This is a genomic window from Mycobacterium sp. D16R24 (assembly GCF_002013385.1).
In the GTDB taxonomy this organism is placed as follows: Bacteria; Actinomycetota; Actinomycetes; order Mycobacteriales; family Mycobacteriaceae; genus Mycobacterium.
Map to the genome: position 1 here is coordinate 32,617 of NZ_MAEV01000017.1, position 18,055 is coordinate 50,671.

An 18,055-nucleotide genomic window follows, 5' to 3' on the forward strand; every position below is an offset into this window, starting at 1 on the left:
ATCCCCACAATCTGGGTGATGCCGCGCCGCGGTCGTTGTTGACCGACTCGCCGGCCCCAGCAGCAGCGTTGAGATAGTGGGGGTCACGTCTGGAAACTTCCTGATATCCGGGACCCAGATACGTCCCGCCTCTTCGAATATAGCGACGCAGGCTGCGCAGCTACCCTGGCGCTGTGGCCGCCTCGCGCGTGGTAATCGCCGACGACGATGTACTCCTTCGTGAAGGTATCGCCAGCCTTCTCGATCGTTCGAATTTCGAGGTTGTGGGCCAGGCGGGCGACGCCGTCGACCTGATGGCTTTGGTTAGGGCCCACCGGCCTGACCTCGTCATCACGGATATCCGGATGCCGCCGACGCACACCACAGAAGGACTCGAGGCCGCCCGGACAATTCACAAGGAATTCCCCGCGACGGGAGTGCTGGTCCTTTCCGCACATGTGGAAGCGGAGTACGCGATCGAGCTCGTATCCACGGGAGGCGGGCGGGGCTATCTCCTCAAGAGCTGTATCGGCGATGTCGCGGAGTTCGTCGATGCGCTGAACCGGGTTGCCGGAGGGGCGGCGGTACTGGACCCGGCACTGGTCAGAGAGCTGGTGGTGACACGCCGCAACGACCATCCGATTGACGCCCTGAGCCAGCGCGAACGCGAGGTGCTGGGGGTGATGGCCGAGGGTTTATCGAATGCCGGCATCGCCCGGAGGCTGTGGATTACGGAGAGCACGGTCGAAAAGCACGTCCACAATGTGATGACGAAGCTGAGTCTCACCGAAACCGATGAATACCACCGGCGGGTGCTGGCGGTGATCACCTTTCTGGCAGGTACCTGAGGCGGGCCGAGCTCGACGTGCGTCGCGACTACGACGCCGTGTTCCCACAGACCACACCGGGATTCTCACATTCGGGACCGGTGGTGTCGGGCAGCTGCACCCACTCGGGTTGACCGCGCTGACTTTGAACCTGGTCGGGGTACCAGATTCCCGTACGACAGATGACGCCCCTATCCATGCACTGCGGCCCGGTGCCATCAGGGTGGTCGACCCAGCCACCGGCACTGTCGCGCGGCTGCTGCGCCTCGGTGGGCGCCATGCCGCCATCGAGCCACTCACCGTCATGGTTGGGCGAAGGCACCGGAGTCGGCTTATCGGGTCCCGCATATGCGAGATCCGGTGTCGCCACCACGAGCACGAGGCTGACAAGACCCACACCGATTCCCCGGAGCGCTGACTTTGATTGCCACACAGCTGATTTCCTATCCACGACGCCCACTCGGCAATCATCGCGTGTGCGCCAACCACTGACATCCAGACGGACACCCAAAGGTCATGGGGGCTTACCCCCAAGATCGGACGCTCGCGCTAATAGGACCAGCTGCCCGTGCCTGACAAACTGGGCTGAACGACAAACCCGTGCTCGCCGTAATGCCGGTCCGGCGGATCCGGGGTGTCCTTGGCCCAGGAGTCCGGTTTCTTGGCCCGGCAGGCCAGTGCATCATCGGTGAGAACCGCACAGACCACGCCATTGCCGGGCGCGATCTTGGATCCGGTGGGCAACAGCGGATACGGATGATCGTCGGGCGTCTGGTCGTACTGTGCGATGAGTCCCGGCTTCGTCAGGGACACCGTCACCGAGTTCATGCCCTGGCCGGCACCCACGATCTGCCCGGTACACGAGACGCCCAGATCCGCGATCATGTTGCTCTGGCATCTGAGGCCACCGGGCGTGCTGAACACCCAGCCCGACATGCTCGGGTGCGCACCGATCACCCGATACTCCCCCAGATCGACCGCCGGATAGGAGTCAACATCCGGAAACTCGGGCGGTTGCGCATTCGCTGTGGGTGTCACGCTAAGCCCAACAGACACTGCAAGAGGTGCTAAATACGCAGATAACGATCGTCTTGGCAAGATCGTCACACCCCTTCATCGCGGTAGCTGGATCCGACGTTACCCGGCGAGTTGTGGGTCACACCTTTATCCCAGGTAAGCTCCCATTCCGTGGTGCTCTTCTTCGAGATCATGTTGGTGGCCGCGGTGCTCGTCATCACCTGGTTCGCGCTGTACGCGCTGTACCGGCTGATCACCGACGAGTCGTGACGGAACCAGATCCGACCGCCGCCGAGCAGCGGCCATCGGTGGGCCGGAACCTACCCACCTTTCACGACCTCCCCATCCCCGCCGATACCGCGAACCTGCGCGAAGGCGCAGACCTGCATGAGGCGATGCTCGCGCTGCTGCCCCTGGTCGGGGTATGGCGCGGCGAGGGCGAGGGCCGGGATGCCGACGGCGACTACCGCTTCGGACAGCAGATCATCGTCGCGCACGACGGCAGCGACTACCTCACGTGGGATTCGCGGTCGTGGCGGCTGGATGTCGACGGGCAGTTCGAGCGGCTGACCTTGCGCGAAAGCGGGTTCTGGCGGTTCGCACCCGATCCAGACGATCCAGACGAAGAACAGGCCATCGAGCTGGTGCTGGCGCACGCCGCGGGATTTGTCGAGCTGTTCTACGGCCATCCCCGCAACGCCTCGTCCTGGGAGTTGGTCACCGATGCGCTGGCCCGGAGCAAGTCCGGCGCACTGATCGGCGGAGCCAAGCGTCTGTACGGCATCGTCGACGGCGGCGACCTGGCCTATGTCGAGGAGAGGGTGGGGGCCGACGGCGGCCTGACACCGCATCTGTCGGCACGGTTGTCGCGGTTCGCGGGCTAGACCTCCCGCGCCTGTCGCTCGTAGCCGGGCACTTCGACGCGCCTTTCCCGCCGTCGCCAGAAAGGGGGCGGCCCCCGAACCGTTCGGCTCGATCGGACTCATCGAGGGTTCGGGGGCCGGGTGGCTGCGGTGGATTTGCCCACTGCAGCGCATGGCTGCATCTAGCGAGCAGCCACCTCACATGTCCAATAAGCAATCAATGTGTCGGACCACCTCCTTCCTTGTGTACCGACGACGGTACGACGCAAGAGAGTGCGCGACAACCGATTTATTCTGCGGCGAGCAGAACTAGCGCGCGATGGCCTTATCGACCAGCTCGGGCAACCGCGCCGCCAGCGGCCCCGCGGGACGGCTGACACCGTCGAGCGTGCGCACCCGGGCCGCGAGAGTGATACTGGCCAACATCCAAACATCCTGGGCGGCAACCAGATCAGCAGGTCTCACGGCCTCGTACCGGCATGGAATGCCCTCGGCCGCGGCCACCTCGAAGAGCGCCCGCTGTGTGGTTCCATGCAGGATCCCATGTTCGGGGAACGGGGTGACCAGTGCGCCGCCGGTATCCACGATGACCGTCGACCGCGGGCCCTCAAGCACGAACCCATCCGAACTGACGAAGATGACGTCGTGAGCCCCTTGAGTTTCGGCATATCGCAGGGCGGACATGTTGATCGCGTAGGACAGCGTCTTGGCCCCCGACAGCAGCCAGGGCAGCGGTTCGGCGGGCCGCGCGGGCAGTCCGCGATCCAAGGTGATGACCGAGACTCCGTCACGGCGCGCCACCAACGATCGTTCCGGAACCGGCGCCACAGTCAGATATGCCGTTGCGCCCCCACCACTTTCACGACCGCGGGTGTAGACAAGCCGCAGCATCGCATCGTCGGCCGATATCGAGTTCCATTGCCGCACACCGACCTCGACGGCCGCACGCCAGACAGGGCGGTCCGGCTCGGCCAGATCCATCGACGCGGCGGATACGGCCATCCGATCCAGATGCGCGTCCAGCTTGCAGACCAGGCCGCCGCGCACCAGCAGCGTCTCGAACGCGCCGTCTCCGCGAACTGCGGCAAGCTCGTCGGCGTACAACAGCGGCACCGAGGGGTCATGCACTTCACCGTCGAGTGTGACCAGCACCGCTACCGCCATGGGCAATGAGATTAGCGGTCGTACAGTTGGACATGTGATGAGCCGCTTGCGTGAAGAACATTAGGCACCGATGACGGCCATCTACGTACCTGAAGGCAACCCCGACGCCGGCGCGGTGTGGCACTACGGCGACCCCCTCGGTGAGCAGCGCGCGGCCCTGACCGGCGCCGTCCTCATCGATCGATCGACACGCCCCGTCATCGCCCTGTCCGGCACCGAGCGGCTGAGTTGGTTGCACACCATCTCCAGTCAGCACGTCACCGACCTGCAGGACGGTCAAACGCGGGAGAACCTCAGCCTCGACGGCCAAGGACGTGTCGAAGACCACTGGGTCCAAACCGATCTGGATGGCGTCACCTACCTGGACACCGAGCCATGGCGGGGCCGGGCCCTCAAGGACTTCCTCGCCAAGATGGTGTTCTGGGCGAAGGTAGAGGTCTCGTCGTCCGATCTGAAGGTCTTCAGCTTGATGGGACCGAACACCGCCGACCTCGCCGGAAAGCTGGGGATCGCAGCTCTGCCCGAACTCGACCGTGCGGTCGCCCTACCCGGCGGCGGCCTCATCAGGCGCATGCCGTGGCCGCTCCCCGATGCGACGTTCGACCTCCTGGTTCCGCCGGGAGACGAGCTGGCCGACCGGCTGGGTGTACGTCTGGCCGGCCTGTGGGCGTTCGAGGCGCTCCGGATCGCGGCCGCGCGCCCACGGCTGGCCCTGGATACCGATGAGCGCACCATCCCGCATGAGGTGGCGTGGATCGCGGTCGACGACGATCCCCGGGCGGTACACCTGGAAAAGGGCTGCTACCGCGGGCAAGAGACGGTGGCGCGGGTACACAATCTGGGCAAGCCCCCGCGGGTGCTGGTGTTGCTACATCTCGATGGCTCCGCCGATCGGCCGTCCACCGGTGACGAGGTGGCCGCGGGCGGGCGTTCCGTCGGCCGGGTGGGCTCGGTGGTCGACCATGTTGACCTCGGCCCCATAGCCCTGGCTCTGCTCAAACGCACGGTCGTCGAGGCCCTCTCCCGCGGCGATCAAACGCCCCTCACAGCAGGGCCGTCACCAGCCGCTATCGACCTCGATCTACTGCCCGACCTGCAGGGTGAGCAGCGTGGACGCGAGGCCATCACCCGTCTACGACAAGGGCCGGGCCAACCGGGTAGTTAGGGCGTGCAGCAGTTGGTGGATTGGCACGCTAAACTATCGTCAGGATCGATAAAAACACTCCACCGGAGCCGCCCTGAAATTGGGCCGCTCCGCTATTGCGCGAGGGGGTTCCCCCATGGGCCGCGGCCGGGCAAAGGCAAAGCAGACCAAGGTTGCTCGCGAGCTGAAATACAGCTCTCCTAACACGGATCTCGAGCAGCTCCGCCGTGAACTTTCCGGCGCTCCGTCATCTCAGCCGGATGACGACCGCACCAGCGACCGCTGGACCGAAGACGAGGACGCCTGGCGCCGCTGACAGCGGCCAGGCGCAGCACCTCTCCTTAGAATCTCGGGTGCTGGCCCACCAGCACGGCATTCTCGCTGCCCGAATCCTTGCCCGACTTCTTGATGGCGCCAAGGGTCCAGCAGTCGATGTGCCGTGCGGTAAGGACCGCGAGCGCCCTATCGACGTCTTCGGGTGCGACGACGGCGACCATGCCGACGCCCATGTTGAAGGTCTTTTCCATCTCCGCGCGCTCGATGCGGCCGCGCTGGGCGATCATCGCGAAGATCGGGCCGGGGGTCCAACTGCTGCGGTCCAGCTCGGCAACCAATCCATCGGGGATCACCCGGGCTAGGTTGCCTGCGAGCCCTCCCCCGGTGACATGGCAGAAAGTCCGCACCTCGGTCTCGGCGGCCAGCGCGAGGCAGTCCTTGGCGTAGATGCGGGTGGGCTCGAGGAGCTCCTCACCAAGAGTCCGGCCGAACTCCTCGACCTGTCCGAACAGGTCCATCCGGTCGATCTCCAGCAGCACATGCCGAGCCAGCGAGTATCCATTGGAATGCAGGCCCGAGGACCTCATCGCGATCACGACATCGCCCGGACGCACCCGGTCCGGCCCCAGCACCCGATCTGCTTCCACGATGCCGACACCGGTGGCGGACAGGTCGAAGTCATCGGGAGCCATCAAGCCCGGATGTTCGGCGGTCTCGCCGCCGAGTAGTGCGCAGCCGGCGATGGCGCATCCCTCGGCGATGCCCGCGACCAGCTCGCTGACGCGCTCGGGCACCACCTTGCCGACGGCGATGTAGTCCTGCAGAAAGAGTGGCTCGGCACCGCACACGACAAGGTCGTCGACGACCATGGCCACCAGGTCAAGGCCGACGGTGTCGCGCTTGTCCATGGCCTGCGCGACGGCGATCTTGGTGCCCACGCCGTCAGTGGAGGCCGCAAGCACCGGCTCGCGGTATCCGCCCTTGAGGGCGAACAGCCCGGCGAAGCCGCCGATACCGCCCAGCACCTCGGGGCGATGCGTCTTGGCGACGGATTTCTTGAACAACTCGACCGCCCGGTCACCGGCTTCGATGTCCACCCCGGCCGCGGCGTACGAATTACTGGGTTTGTCGGCTCGCTCGCTCATAACGGGCCTTAGGCTACCCGTCGCGGCTGGCAGGGGTGCCCGCACAGCCCTACTTGAACCGGCCCGCGAATCCGCGCAGTGGCAGGTCGGCCGAGGTGAGGATGCCCGGCGGGGCATCGATGACGCTCCGGATGGCGTTGAGCGCGGGCAGACCCGTGACGGTCATCCCGACGGACGCGAAGGCAGCGGGGTCGGAAAAGTCGGTGCCGGGCTTGGGAATGACCATGTGCTTGCTGTAGACGCAGGGATCGCCCTGAATCTTCGTGACGTAGCAGCCCTTGACGTTCCAGTGCGGCTGAGTCTTCGGGGTCATCTGCCATTCGACATGCACCTCCACCCTGGGTACCCCGTCGACGATGCCTTGGTACTTCAGATAGTTGGCACCTAGGGAACCCTTGGGCAGCCGGTACCAACCGAGGTCGATGTCCTCGGTGCAGGCTCCCAATTCATAGGAGAACGTCACGTCGTCGAGGTCGAGGCCGAAGCAGTCGGCCATCAGATACACCCCGTCGGCGAAGACACGGGTGCCCTTCTCCAGGAGCGCCGGGATCTCCGGGTCCTCAATGGACCGCCCGTATCCGACCATCTCCCAGGAGTCCACCGAATGATGGCAGGACACATCCACCGATTCGATGACGGTCACGTTCTCGATCTCGGCGACGTCGCAGGAGTGGATGACGCCCAGGATCTGCGTCAGACCCGGATTCATCCCGGTGCCGTAGAAGGAGGATCCGCCCCGTTCACACGCCTCCTGCAAGACCTCGGTGGTGGATCGGCCCGAGGGGTGAGGGTGGTTCTGGTCGCGATGGTGCCCCGTGATCCAGTCGGCGGTGGTCACGATGTCGATGCCCGCCTCGAGCACCTTCACATAGAGATCCTCGTCGGGGAACACGCCGTGGAAGGTCAGCACATCGGGTTTGGCGGCGATGATCTCCTCGACAGTGCCGGTGGCGATGACGCCGTTGGGTTCCAGCCCCACGAGCTCGCCGGCGTCCCGGCCGATCTTCTCTCTTGAGTAGCAATGCAATCCGGCCAGCTCCAGATCGGGATGCTGGGCAATGCGCTTGATCATCTCGGTGCCGACATTTCCGGTCGCCACCTGAAAAACCCTGATTCCACTCATGCTCGGACTTCCTCCGGATAGAACTGGGTCGCCCACTTCCGTAGAGCGATGAAGCCGTCGTATTCGGCCCGCACCAGGGCGGGCGGGTCCGAGTACCGCTGATGCGACCAGATGTGGATGTCGGCGAGGAACTGGTCGATGATGGCCTGCGCGAAGGTCTTTGCGGCCCGGGACGGCTCCTCGGGCTCGCCCGGGCCGTCCCCCGGAGGTCGACCGATGAAGACCGTGAATCTGACATCGCAGGTCTGGTCATCGACCGGGGTCACCGCGGATACGGTGCGGTTGTCGATCATCCCCCAGCTCTTGGTGACGGCGACTCCCAAGCCCCCGTTGATGGCCCGCACTCCGCTCTTCATGTCCTCGGCCGACATGCCCGGTACCTCGTCGAAGGCAATGGTGAAGTCGACATAGGAGATGGGCTCCTCGAACTCCTGCCGGGTGAACTTCGGGATGAACGGCGTCTTGTGCACGTACTTGAAGTGCGCGAAATCGACCCCATTTTCGAGCACGTACTGCGGATGTAGTTGCAGCCGTTCTCGATACAGGGTGCTGTACGGATATCCCGGGTAGTAGTCCTGGGCGCTGCTGCCGTCGGCGAATCCGGTAAAGACGTCCGGTACGTCGAAGTACGGCTCGCGGCCGTCGATGTCATGCCAGATGTACACCGCCTCATTGCGTTCCACCACCGGATAACTTCGAATGCGCCGCAATGGATTTGGCCGCTTCTCGTAGGGGATGCACACGTTTTTGCCGTCACGGTTCCATTCCCAGCCATGAAAGGGACAGACAATGCGATCGCCCTCAACGTGACCGCCGTGCCCGAGGTGCGCGCCAAGGTGCTCGCAGTAGGCATCCATGACGGCGAGTTCACCCGACTGCCCGCGCCAGGCCACCATCTCGCGCCCGAAATAGGTCATCCGGCGCACAGTGCCGACCGCGATCTCCGCAGACCAGGCGACCTGGAACCACCCTGTGGGCCTCATCGACAACGACGGCTTCGGCATCGGAACCTCCTTACGCGGTGACAGTAATCCAATCCATCCACTTATCACAGATACTTCTGTGAAAAATTCCCCGACCGCTAGCATCACTGAAATGGGCGAAGCGGTGGCCACCGGACGACGAGCTAATCGTCGCGGCCTGGCGACCCGCGAGAGCATGCTCGACGCGGCGCTGCGCGTGCTTGCCTCGGGCGATCCCGCCGCGGTGTCGGCGAACAGAATCGCCAAGGAATGCGGCGCCACCTGGGGGGCGGTCAAGTACCAGTTCGGTGATATCGACGGACTGTGGGCCGCGGTACTGCAGCGCACCGCCGAGCGCCGCGGCGACCAGCCCTGGCGGTCCGATCCGGAGGGCCCACTGGATCGCCGGGTCAGCGCGATCGTGGAAACCCTCTACCGCGGTTTGACCTCACCGGACTCGCGGGCCATTGAGAACCTGCGCCGCGCACTGCCCCATGAATCCGCCGAGCTGGAACGGCACTACCCCCACACCGCCGCCGAGCTGGCGTCATGGAAGCATCGTTGGGCGCGCGCGTGCCAGCAGGCGTTCGACGGCCTGAATGTGGATCCGGTCCGAGTGCGCGAGGTGGCGGCCTTCATTCCCGGCGCCATGCGTGGGCTTGTGTCGGAAAAGCAGCTAGGAACCTATTCGGATCTGGACGAGGCCCGTCGAGGGCTCACCAACGCGATCGTCGCCTATCTAGGAGGTCACGCATGACGCGCACGCACGCCGTTTCGGCATTCACCGAGGACGCTCTCGGCGACCTGGATGCCACCGGGGTCGCCGAGCGTATCGCCTCCGGCGAAGTCACCGCGGGCGAATGCGCCGAGGCCGCCATCGTCCGTCTCGAGCGGGTCAATCCGTCGCTCAATGCGGTGGAGTTCAAGGACTTTCCGCGAGCGCGAGAGCGGGCAGAAGCCTCGGAGAGCGCCTCCGAGACGTTCATTGCCTTTCGGGGTGTACCCACCGCGACAAAATGCAATATCCACGTGGCAGGCATGCCGCTGACAGAAGGCTCGGCGGCGATCGCACCGACACTGCAGACCGTCGATGGACCGTTCACACAGCAGTTCCTCAGCACCGGAGTCGTGCCCATCGCGTCGACAACCATGCCGGAATACGGCTGGTCTGCCAGCACGGAACGTTCGGGGGGCTCGGTCACCCGCAATCCGTGGCACACGGACTTCTCGGCCGGCGGGTCCTCAGGTGGCTCGGCGGCCCTGGTGGCCGCCGGCGTGGTGCCCATCGCGCACGGTAACGACGGCGGCGGCTCCATCCGGATTCCGGCGGCAGTCTGCGGACTGGTTGGTCTCAAGCCCAGTCGCGGAAGGCTTTTGGGTGATCCGTCAAGCGGCTCGGCGCCAGTGAAGATCGTCGCCGACGGGGTGCTGGTGCGCAGCGTCCGGGACTGCGCGCGGTTCTTCGAAGCGGCCGAATTGCATTACCGCAATCCGAAGCTGACGCCGATCGGCCGCGTGGACCGCCCGGTGCAGCGCCGGTTGCGCATCGGTCTGTGCATGGATTCCCCCTTCACTCCGGCCACGGATACAGCGACCCGGCAAACGGTGAACTCCGCCGCGGAAATGCTTGAGTCCCTTGGCCACACCGTCGAGCCGTACACGCCCGCGGTGCTGCCTTCGTTCAAGACCGACTTCGAGGACTACTGGTCCTTCTTGGCGTTCGCCGTCGCGAAGGGCGGTTCCCGGCTATTCGACGGATTCGACGGCTCCCGACTGGACCCGCTGACGCTCGGACTCAGCCGCAGGTTCGTCAGACGGTCCTATCGCACACCGCTGTTCCTGGCCCGGCTGGCCGCATCCGCCCGGATATACGAACGCGGATTCGACACCGGTATCGATGCCGTGCTCACGCCGGTGCTCACCCACACCACCCCGCGCATCGGGTACCTCACCCCGGACCAGGATCCCGAGGTGCTGCTGGACAAGCTCAGCTCATATGTGGGATTCACCCCGATACACAACGCGTCCGGCGCCCCGGCGATATCGCTTCCACTCGGGCTGGATCCGGACGGTCTGCCCATCGGGGTGATGTTCAGCGGCCGCCGGGGCAGCGAGCGGACGCTACTTGAGCTGGCACTGGAAGTCGAGGAAGCGCGGCCCTTCTCCATGCTGGGCTAGTCGCACATCCAGCCGCATCCAACCTTCAACCGTGACACCAGTCACAAATTGTCAGTGTTGCAACAGAATTGGGATGCTCGACATGCGATCTACCGGCTGAGCACCTACCGTGTGGTTCATGCCGACGGCATCGCATCGAGCGAGCGGTATCTTCCGGAATCCCCCTTCACAGCGCCCACGTGCAGACAGGCTGCGTGTCCTGCTGGCTGCGGCCCTCGTCGAATCGTTGGTTGTCACGGACGGGGCGCCAGCTGCCCTACACACGACTACCGTCAATCCGCCGTCCGCGCCGATGACAGTGACGGTGGAGTCCGGGTTCATTTCTCTGACCGCCAGCTCGACACCACTCGGAGCGGAGCACGGCGTCTCCGATTCGTCACCTACCTTGACGATCACCAGACGGGCCACCGTGTCGCTGAACCCGGGCGTGAATGGCCAGGGCCTCGATGCGGTCATCACGTCCGAATCCGTGACTCCCCCTTCACAAGCCGACAAACCCACACCGGGAAGCATCCCGGTCGTCCTGGTACACGGGACCGCCGAGAATGAGAAGTACTGGGATGCGATGAAGACGAGCCTGCACGATGCCGGAATGCAGGCATTCACCTTCGAGTACGGCCAGACTGGATTTCAGGGCCTCGTCGGGTCGATCGGACAGAAGGTCGGACTGCGTGGCTTCGGTGATGTCGAGGTGTCCACACAGCAGCTCACCGACGAAGTCGCGACAGTCTTGGACCAAACCGGCGCCGGCAGGGTCGACCTCGTGGGCCATTCCCAGGGCGGCCTGCTGGTCAAGAATTTCGTGGCGCAGGACAAGTCCGACAGAGTGGCCAATGTCGTTCAGCTTGCTCCGTCAACCCACGGCACCACCTTCAGTGGCCTGGCGGACTTCGTTGGCCCTGTGGGCAATTCGATCGACATCAACGGCCGGAAACCGGTCAAGGACGCGATCTACGGGGCCGCCAGCACATTGGCCTGGCCATCCCTGTCGCAACAAACCGTGGGCAGCCGCTTCCTGGAGAAGCTCGACAAACTGCCGGACACCAAACCCGGCGTCGACTACCTGGTAGTGAGCACCAAGGACGATGTGGTGGCCACGCCGTACAAGTTTCAATTCATCACCGCGGCACCGGGTTCCACCGCAGTCAATATCGAAGCGCACTCCCTGCCCGGCGTGCCGCGGGACGGTGTGGTCGACCACGGCCTGAACACCGAGAACGTGATCTCGGCGGTGACTAACTACCTCAAGTCCAGCCAGTCGGCGCCGCGCTCCGCCGACCAGATAAAGGCCAATCCCGGCACCACTCTTACCAGGGACGGCGACACGACAACCGTGTCCGAGGGCGGCAAGGTCGTCGCGGCCCTCGATGACCGACCCGACGCACAGCAGAACACCGCCAAGCAATCTCGCGAATCAATCGGCAAGGCCGCTTCCGACACCACGGTCACCACGCCTTCGGGGGCCACCTTTGAGGTTGCGGGGCGCGATGTCACGCTGAAGCGCAAGGGCCAATCGGTCTCCATCAGCGAAACTCACGGTGTGACGGTTGCCAACAGCCCGGCCGAACAGTCATCGGGTACCAAGAGCTCCCCGGAGCCGGATCGCCCTACCAAGGCCAGCCAGGGCGCCACCGCCACATCCGCCCCGGCAGGTGGTGAGAGGAAAGTCAGCGAGTCACCGGGCAAGCCGGATGGCGACAAGAAGCTGTCAGCACGCGAGACCATGAGCATCACGCCGAAGATCGGCATCGGCGCCAATGGGCTGGCCGGCGGCGGGACAACGGCGGGGGGCAGACCCGCCGATCACCCGACCAGCGGCCCGGCGACCGATTCGGACTCGACGAAGTCGGCACAGTCGGCGAAGCCACCGACGGCGACCGAGACGAACGGCACGGCGCCCACGGGTTCCGGCGCCGGTGCGCACACCTCCAACGGCTCCCCTGGACGCCCTGGAAGGTCGAGCACCGTTGGTCGACAACAGTCTTCTGCCGCGAATGGCGGCACCGGCTCCGCAGGCTCGCGCTCGGCGGCCGGGGTAAGCGACAGCAAGCCCGGACATTCGGACACCAGTTCCAGCTCGGGTGCCGGTGACCACAAGAAGGCCACCACCGGACCGTCACACGAGCACGCCGCGGGCGACTCCTAGCGGCTGCGCTGCCGCGCGCGTTGCCGCTCCCGCTGTTCTACGGGATCCGGCACGGGCACGGCCGCGACCAAGGTGCGGGTGTACTCGGTCGACGGATTGTGCAGAATCTCGCCACGCGGCCCCAGTTCCTCCAGGACTCCATGACGTAGCACCGCGACCTCGTCGGCCAGTCGATCCACCACAGCGAGATCGTGACTGATGAACAGGCAGGCGAACTGCCACTGACGCTGCAGTTCCTCGAACAGGTCTAGAACCGCTGCCTGCACAGACACGTCCAGTGCACTGGTGGGCTCGTCCGCGACCAGGAGGTCGGGCCCCAAAGCGAGTGCTCGGGCCAGGTTGGCGCGCTGCCGTTGGCCACCCGAAAGCTCATGTGGATAGCGGTTTTCGGTACCGGCCGGAAGTTGCACGGCATCGATCAGCTCGGCGACGCGGTCCAGAATCTTGCGCTGATCGCCGTATCGGTGCACCCGCATGGGTTCGGCGATACAGTCGCCCACGCGCATTTTCGGATTGAGCGAGGTCGCCGGGTCCTGGAACACGAAACCGAACTTGGCGCGCAGCGGGCGCAGCTTGCGTTGACTCATGCCGACGAGCTCCTGCCCGAGCATCCGCACCGATCCCGAGGCGGGCTGCTGCAGCGCGGCCACGCATCGGCCGATGGTCGACTTCCCGGATCCCGACTCCCCCACCAGCCCCAGGGTCTTCCCTCGCCCGATGCTGAAGCTCACATCGTCTACCGCACGGAAGGACGAACGGCCCAGTAGGCCAGGGAATTCCACGACGAGGTTGGACACCTCCAGCACGGGCTCAGCCGATTCCGGACTCTGCGCGGGCGCATGCTCGGGATCTCCCTGCCCCAGGTGCGGGACCGCCGCCAACAACGCGCGGGTGTACGGCTCGGCGGGCTCAGCGAAAAGCTGTTCCACCGGGGCTATTTCAACGACCTTTCCCTGCTTCATGACAACCACTCGGTCTGCGATATCGGCCACCACCCCCATGTTGTGGGTGATGAGCACAATGGCACTGCCGATCCTGTCGCGGAGATCCCGCAGGAGTTCCAGAATTTCGGCTTGTACCGTCACGTCCAGAGCGGTGGTCGGCTCGTCGGCGATGATGACCGTGGGGTCGCAGGCGATGGCGATCGCGATGACCACGCGTTGTTTCTGGCCACCCGAGAGCTGATACGGATAGCAGTCGTAGCGGCGCTCCGGATCGGGCAGCTGCACGAGCGTAAGCAGTTCGATGACACGCGCGCGGGCCTGGGCACGGCTCATATCCGAATGCGCGCGAACGGCCTCATTCACTTGGTATCCGATGGTGAACAGTGGATCCAGTGCCGCTCCGGGCTCCTGGAATACCATCGCGATGTCCTTGCCACGCATGGCCGTCAGCTCGCGGCCCGACAGTTTGGTGACGTCGCGGCCGTCGAGCAGGACCGAACCGGTAATGCGCGCGGTGTCGGGGAGCAGCCGGATAGCGGTACGCGAGGACACCGACTTGCCCGAACCCGACTCTCCGACGACGGCCAGCACCTCCCCCGGTTTGACGTCAAACGACACATCTTCGACTGCGGCCACCGGACCGCTGTCGGTGCTGAATGTCACCGACAGCGACTGGAACGACAGCGCAGCCAACGCTTCCTTCTCGCTCATGCGTCCCCCCGCCGCGTCCGCAGCAGCGGATTGACGACCTCGTTGAGACTCTCGCCCACCAGCGTCATCCCGAGCACCACGAGCACGATGGCGGTACCGGGAAAGACTCCCGTCCACCAAATGCCGTTGGCCACATCCGAGAGCGCCTTGTTGAGGTCATACCCCCATTCGGCGGCCTGGGTGGGTTCGATGCCGAAGCCGAGGAAGCCGAGGCCGGCCAGGGTGAGGATGGCCTCCGCACCGTTGAGGGTGATGATCACCGGCAACGACGAGGTGACGTTGGACAGGATGTGCCGGAACAGGATTCGCGGGGTGCAGGCCCCAGTGACCCGTGCGGCGTCGACGAACGGCTCCTGTTTGATGCCGACGGTGGCGTTGCGTACGACCCGAAAGTACTGCGGGACGAACACAGCCATGATGGCGATGGCCGCGGCGAGAATGCCTCCGCCGGTGCTGGATTGCCCTCCGGTAACCGCGATCGACACCACGATGGCCAGCAGCAGCGAGGGCATGGCATACAGCGCGTCGGTCACCAGCACCAGCACACGGTCCAGCCAACCGCCCAGGTATCCGGAGGTCAGGCCCAGCGCCACACCCACCGGCAAGGAAACCACCAGCGAGGTCACGATGACGAGCAGCGCGGTGCGGGCCCCGAACAGCACGCGCGAAAGCACATCTTCACCCCGCACCGAAGTGCCGAACCAGTGCTGCCAGGACGGGGCCTGCTGTCGCACGAAATCGATACCGTCCACGCTGGTTTGCGCGAACCCGTACGGCGCCAACAGGGGCGCCAGTATCGCGACGAGAATAAATCCTGAGACGAGAACCAGGCCCGCCACCAGCGTGAACCGCTGCAGGCCATGCGTGGAGCGCAACAGACCCACGCCCGGCAGGCTACGGAGCCGTCCCCTGAGGGGTTCCCTGACCGATGCCGTCATCAGAACCTCACCCTCGGGTCGATTAAGGCGACCACCACGTCGATGACGAAGCTCATCACCGCGACGATGATCGCGATCACGGTGACGATGCCCTGCACCGCTACGAAGTCGCGCGCCGAAAGATAATGCGCCAGCTGTGAACCCAACCCATTCCACTCAAAGGCCGTCTCGGTGAGCACGGCACCGGCGAGCAGCATGGCGATCTGCATGCCCATCACCGTGACCACCGGCACCAGCGAGTTCCGGAAGGCATGCCGCCCCACGACGACTCGCTCGGAAAGTCCGCGGGCGCGGGCGGCGTCCACATACCCCGCACGCAGCGTCTGCAAGAGATTGACGCGCACCAATCGCAGGAACACCCCAGCGGTTAACAGCCCGAGCGCCAGCACCGGTAGCACCAGATGTTTCAGCGCATCCACGAAATACCCACTGTTGCCGTATAACACGGTGTCCACCAGCAACAGGTGGGTGCGGTGCGGCATGGCATCCAGCGCGATCTCGGTCCCCACGGTGCTGCGCCCGGAGGCCGGTAACCACCCCAGTTTCACCGAGAAGAAGAGCTTGAGCAGGATCGCAACGAAGAACACCGGGGCGGCGTAGAAGAACACCGCCGCCAGCCGCAACAACACGTCGGTGGTCTTGTCGCGGTGCGTTGCGGCCAAACGACCCAAGGGGATGCCCACCAGCAGCGCCAAGATGATCGCACCGACCGCAAGTTCCAGGGTGGCTGCGCCGTTGATCACGATGATGTCGGTGATCGAGCGCTTGTCGGTCAACGTACGTCCGAAGTCCCCACGCAACACGCCGCTGAGGTACTCCCAATACTGGGTCCAGACGGGTCGGTCGAATCCCGCCTCAGCCTTGCGCTTGGCGATCTCCGCCGGAGTGAGTCGGCCGCCGGCCTGCGCGGTGATCGGGTCGCCGATACCGCGCATGAGCACAAACACCAGCGTCATCAGGATCCACGCCGTCGGAATGATCAGCGCCAGTCGCACTCCGAGATAGCGCAGCAGGGTGGTGCTCATGCCGCGCCACTCGTCTTCTTCAGAGGAGTGAACTGGAATTTGAACGAGGGACCGAGCTTGATCCCCTCGATATTCTTCACGGACACCGCAATCTGCTTTCCGGTAAGCAGCGGCAGCGTCGAGATGTAGTCGCGCGCCATCAGATCCTGAATCTGCCCGATGATGCTCAGGCGCTTCACCCGGTCCGGTTCGGTGGCCTCGGCGGTGATGAGCCGCGTGATGGTGTCATTCTCGAAGTGGTTCACCAACATGTTGTCCGGCATGAAGAATGGGGTCAGATAGTTGTCGGGATCGGGGAAATCGGGGAACCAGCCGAACTGATACACGGGGTAGGAGTCCGATGATCGCCTCTCCTGGTAGGCGACCCACTCGGTGGACTGCAAATCCACCTGGAAGAGACCGGATGATTCCAGTTGTCCCTTGACCGCCGCGTACTCTTCGGATGAATTGCTCCCATAGTGATCCGGGTTGTACTGCAGGTTAATCAGCACCGGGACTGGAATTTTGGCATCGGACAAAAACCTTCGCGCCAGTTCTACATTGGGCTTGGCTCCATAGAGCGTCTTGAACGATTCCACGGCGCCCGACATCGAGTCGGGTACCACCGAATAGACCGGGGTGTAGATGCCCTTATACACGTTGCGGGACAACGCTTCGCGGTCGACCAGCGAGGAGACCGCCTTACGGACGGCCAATTTCTGCGCATCCGTGCCGCCCGGCATAGTCTTGAGATTGAAGACGATGTATCTGAGCTCTCCGCCGGGCCCCTCGTGCACGGCAAGGCGCGGATTGACCCGCAGCGTGTCGATGTCGTTCGGAGACAGGCTCCGGTACGCGACATCGATGGCACGGTTTTCGATGTCGATCTTGAGGTTCTCACCACCGGTGTAGTACTTGATACCGATCAGCTCCCATTGCGGCTTGCCCAGCCCGCCAACATATCTGGGATTGGCCCGCAGGCCGATCAGCTGGTTCTTGCTGTGCGAGGTGATGGTGTACGGACCCGCGAAGGGTTCGGCGCGCGCGATGGCGTCGTCATCGAGCAGCCGGTCGGGCGGAAAGACTTCCTCGTCGATGATGGGCCCGGCGTTGGTGGCCAGCACCTGAGGAAAGGTCTGGTCGTTGGGAAGTTTGAGCCGGAAGTCAACCGTCAGCTCGTCGGGCGTCTCAACGCGATCAAGGTTGGCAAGCAGCGACTGCGGCCCATTGGGATCGTCGATCACACGTTCGCGGTCATACGAGTACTTCACGTCCGATGAGGTCAACTTGTGCCCGTTGGCGAACACGGTGTTGGGCTTGAGCGTGCAGCTGTACAGCGTGGGGTTCTTGAAACCGCAGGACGCCGCCAAATCGGGCTTGAGGTCATCGGTGCCCGGGGTGAAGTTCAACAAAAACGGGTAGACCTGGTTCTCGACCTGGAACGAGCCGTTGTCGTAGGCCCCCGCGGGGTCGAGTGTGGACACGCGGTCCGTGGTGCCAACCGTGAGGTACTCACCGTCGACGGCTCCAGGTGGCCGACCCACTCCACATCCGGCAACGAGCAGCACGGATGCGGCCACGGCCAGTTTGCGCATCCGAAGAGTATGGCAACACTTGCCCCAACCTGCTGGGGT

17 protein-coding genes are annotated in these 18,055 nt (G+C 64.5%); 7 read left to right on the forward strand and 10 right to left on the reverse strand.

Translation table 11 applies throughout. The features are described from left to right. Positions 1-173 precede the first annotated feature (173 nt). The gene (locus B4383_RS15535; protein ID WP_078291711.1) at positions 174-827 is read left to right on the forward strand and encodes a response regulator transcription factor; all 654 of its coding nucleotides are present in this window, start codon (positions 174-176) and stop codon (positions 825-827) included. 28 nt (positions 828-855) lie between these two features. Here the strand turns inward: B4383_RS15535 and B4383_RS15540 are convergent, their stop codons facing one another. Next, complete coding sequence (locus tag B4383_RS15540) at positions 856-1,185, reverse strand: hypothetical protein (protein ID WP_286143825.1); 330 nt, start codon at positions 1,183-1,185, stop codon at positions 856-858. 170 nt (positions 1,186-1,355) lie between these two features. Continuing rightward, positions 1,356-1,742, reverse strand: coding sequence for a hypothetical protein (locus B4383_RS15545; protein ID WP_078291897.1), 387 nt, complete (start codon positions 1,740-1,742; stop codon positions 1,356-1,358). A 347-nt stretch (positions 1,743-2,089) separates the two neighbouring features. On the opposite strand from B4383_RS15545, the gene B4383_RS15550 reads away from it, so the two are divergent. Continuing rightward, entirely contained in the window at positions 2,090-2,707 is a 618-nt protein-coding gene (locus tag B4383_RS15550; RefSeq protein ID WP_078291713.1) for an FABP family protein, read from the forward strand. Between the two features lie 288 nt (positions 2,708-2,995). Here B4383_RS15550 and B4383_RS15555 read toward each other — a convergent pair whose 3' ends face one another. Beyond that, complete coding sequence (locus tag B4383_RS15555; RefSeq protein ID WP_078291715.1) at positions 2,996-3,850, reverse strand: aminodeoxychorismate lyase; 855 nt, start codon at positions 3,848-3,850, stop codon at positions 2,996-2,998. A 70-nt stretch (positions 3,851-3,920) separates the two neighbouring features. Between B4383_RS15555 and B4383_RS15560 the strand changes: the two genes are divergently transcribed. Together B4383_RS15560 and B4383_RS15565 are read left to right on the forward strand one after the other, a co-directional pair. Further along, entirely contained in the window at positions 3,921-5,015 is a 1,095-nt protein-coding gene (locus B4383_RS15560) for a folate-binding protein YgfZ (protein WP_078291717.1), read from the forward strand. Positions 5,016-5,130: 115 nt separating this feature from the next. Continuing rightward, entirely contained in the window at positions 5,131-5,310 is a 180-nt protein-coding gene (locus tag B4383_RS15565; protein WP_078291719.1) for a DUF3073 domain-containing protein, read from the forward strand. A gap of 25 nt (positions 5,311-5,335) precedes the next feature. On the opposite strand, the gene purM is transcribed toward B4383_RS15565, so the two are convergent. Genes purM through B4383_RS15580 form a run of 3 tightly spaced genes read right to left on the reverse strand, consistent with a single transcriptional unit; the run spans position 5,336 to position 8,542 of the window. Then, positions 5,336-6,415 (reverse strand): phosphoribosylformylglycinamidine cyclo-ligase, encoded by a 1,080-nt coding sequence (gene purM, locus B4383_RS15570; protein WP_078291721.1) that lies wholly within the window; start codon positions 6,413-6,415, stop codon positions 5,336-5,338. 49 nt (positions 6,416-6,464) lie between these two features. Then, a complete protein-coding gene (locus B4383_RS15575) occupies positions 6,465-7,538 on the reverse strand; it encodes a dihydrodipicolinate reductase (RefSeq protein WP_078291723.1) in 1,074 nt (357 codons plus the stop codon). Next, entirely contained in the window at positions 7,535-8,542 is a 1,008-nt protein-coding gene (locus B4383_RS15580) for a Rieske 2Fe-2S domain-containing protein (RefSeq protein WP_078291725.1), read from the reverse strand. Before B4383_RS15580 ends, B4383_RS15575 begins: the two co-directional genes overlap by 4 nt. Positions 8,543-8,633: 91 nt before the next feature. On the opposite strand from B4383_RS15580, the gene B4383_RS15585 reads away from it, so the two are divergent. The 3 genes from B4383_RS15585 (at position 8,634) to B4383_RS15595 (ending at position 12,824) form a co-directional block, all read left to right on the forward strand. Further along, on the forward strand, positions 8,634-9,257 hold the full coding sequence (locus B4383_RS15585) for a TetR family transcriptional regulator (protein WP_139360812.1): 624 nt from the start codon (positions 8,634-8,636) through the stop codon (positions 9,255-9,257). Then, entirely contained in the window at positions 9,254-10,678 is a 1,425-nt protein-coding gene (locus tag B4383_RS15590; RefSeq protein ID WP_078291727.1) for an amidase, read from the forward strand. The genes B4383_RS15585 and B4383_RS15590 overlap by 4 nt, the downstream gene beginning before the upstream one ends. Before the next feature lie 118 nt (positions 10,679-10,796). Next, positions 10,797-12,824, forward strand: coding sequence for an alpha/beta fold hydrolase (locus tag B4383_RS15595; RefSeq protein ID WP_078291901.1), 2,028 nt, complete (start codon positions 10,797-10,799; stop codon positions 12,822-12,824). Here the strand turns inward: B4383_RS15595 and B4383_RS15600 are convergent. From B4383_RS15600 to B4383_RS15615, 4 genes are read right to left on the reverse strand one after another with little or no spacing between them, the layout of a single operon-like run. Then, positions 12,821-14,479: an ABC transporter ATP-binding protein gene (locus B4383_RS15600; RefSeq protein ID WP_078291729.1), complete on the reverse strand. Its 1,659-nt coding sequence runs from the start codon at positions 14,477-14,479 to the stop codon at positions 12,821-12,823. The two genes, B4383_RS15595 and B4383_RS15600, sit on opposite strands and share 4 nt — an antisense overlap. Further along, entirely contained in the window at positions 14,476-15,417 is a 942-nt protein-coding gene (locus tag B4383_RS15605) for an ABC transporter permease (protein WP_078291731.1), read from the reverse strand. Before B4383_RS15605 ends, B4383_RS15600 begins: the two co-directional genes overlap by 4 nt. Further along, complete coding sequence (locus B4383_RS15610) at positions 15,417-16,442, reverse strand: ABC transporter permease (RefSeq protein ID WP_078291733.1); 1,026 nt, start codon at positions 16,440-16,442, stop codon at positions 15,417-15,419. Before B4383_RS15610 ends, B4383_RS15605 begins: the two co-directional genes overlap by 1 nt. Then, a complete protein-coding gene (locus B4383_RS15615) occupies positions 16,439-17,965 on the reverse strand; it encodes an ABC transporter substrate-binding protein (RefSeq protein WP_078291903.1) in 1,527 nt (508 codons plus the stop codon). The genes B4383_RS15610 and B4383_RS15615 overlap by 4 nt, the downstream gene beginning before the upstream one ends. Positions 17,966-18,055 lie beyond the last annotated feature (90 nt).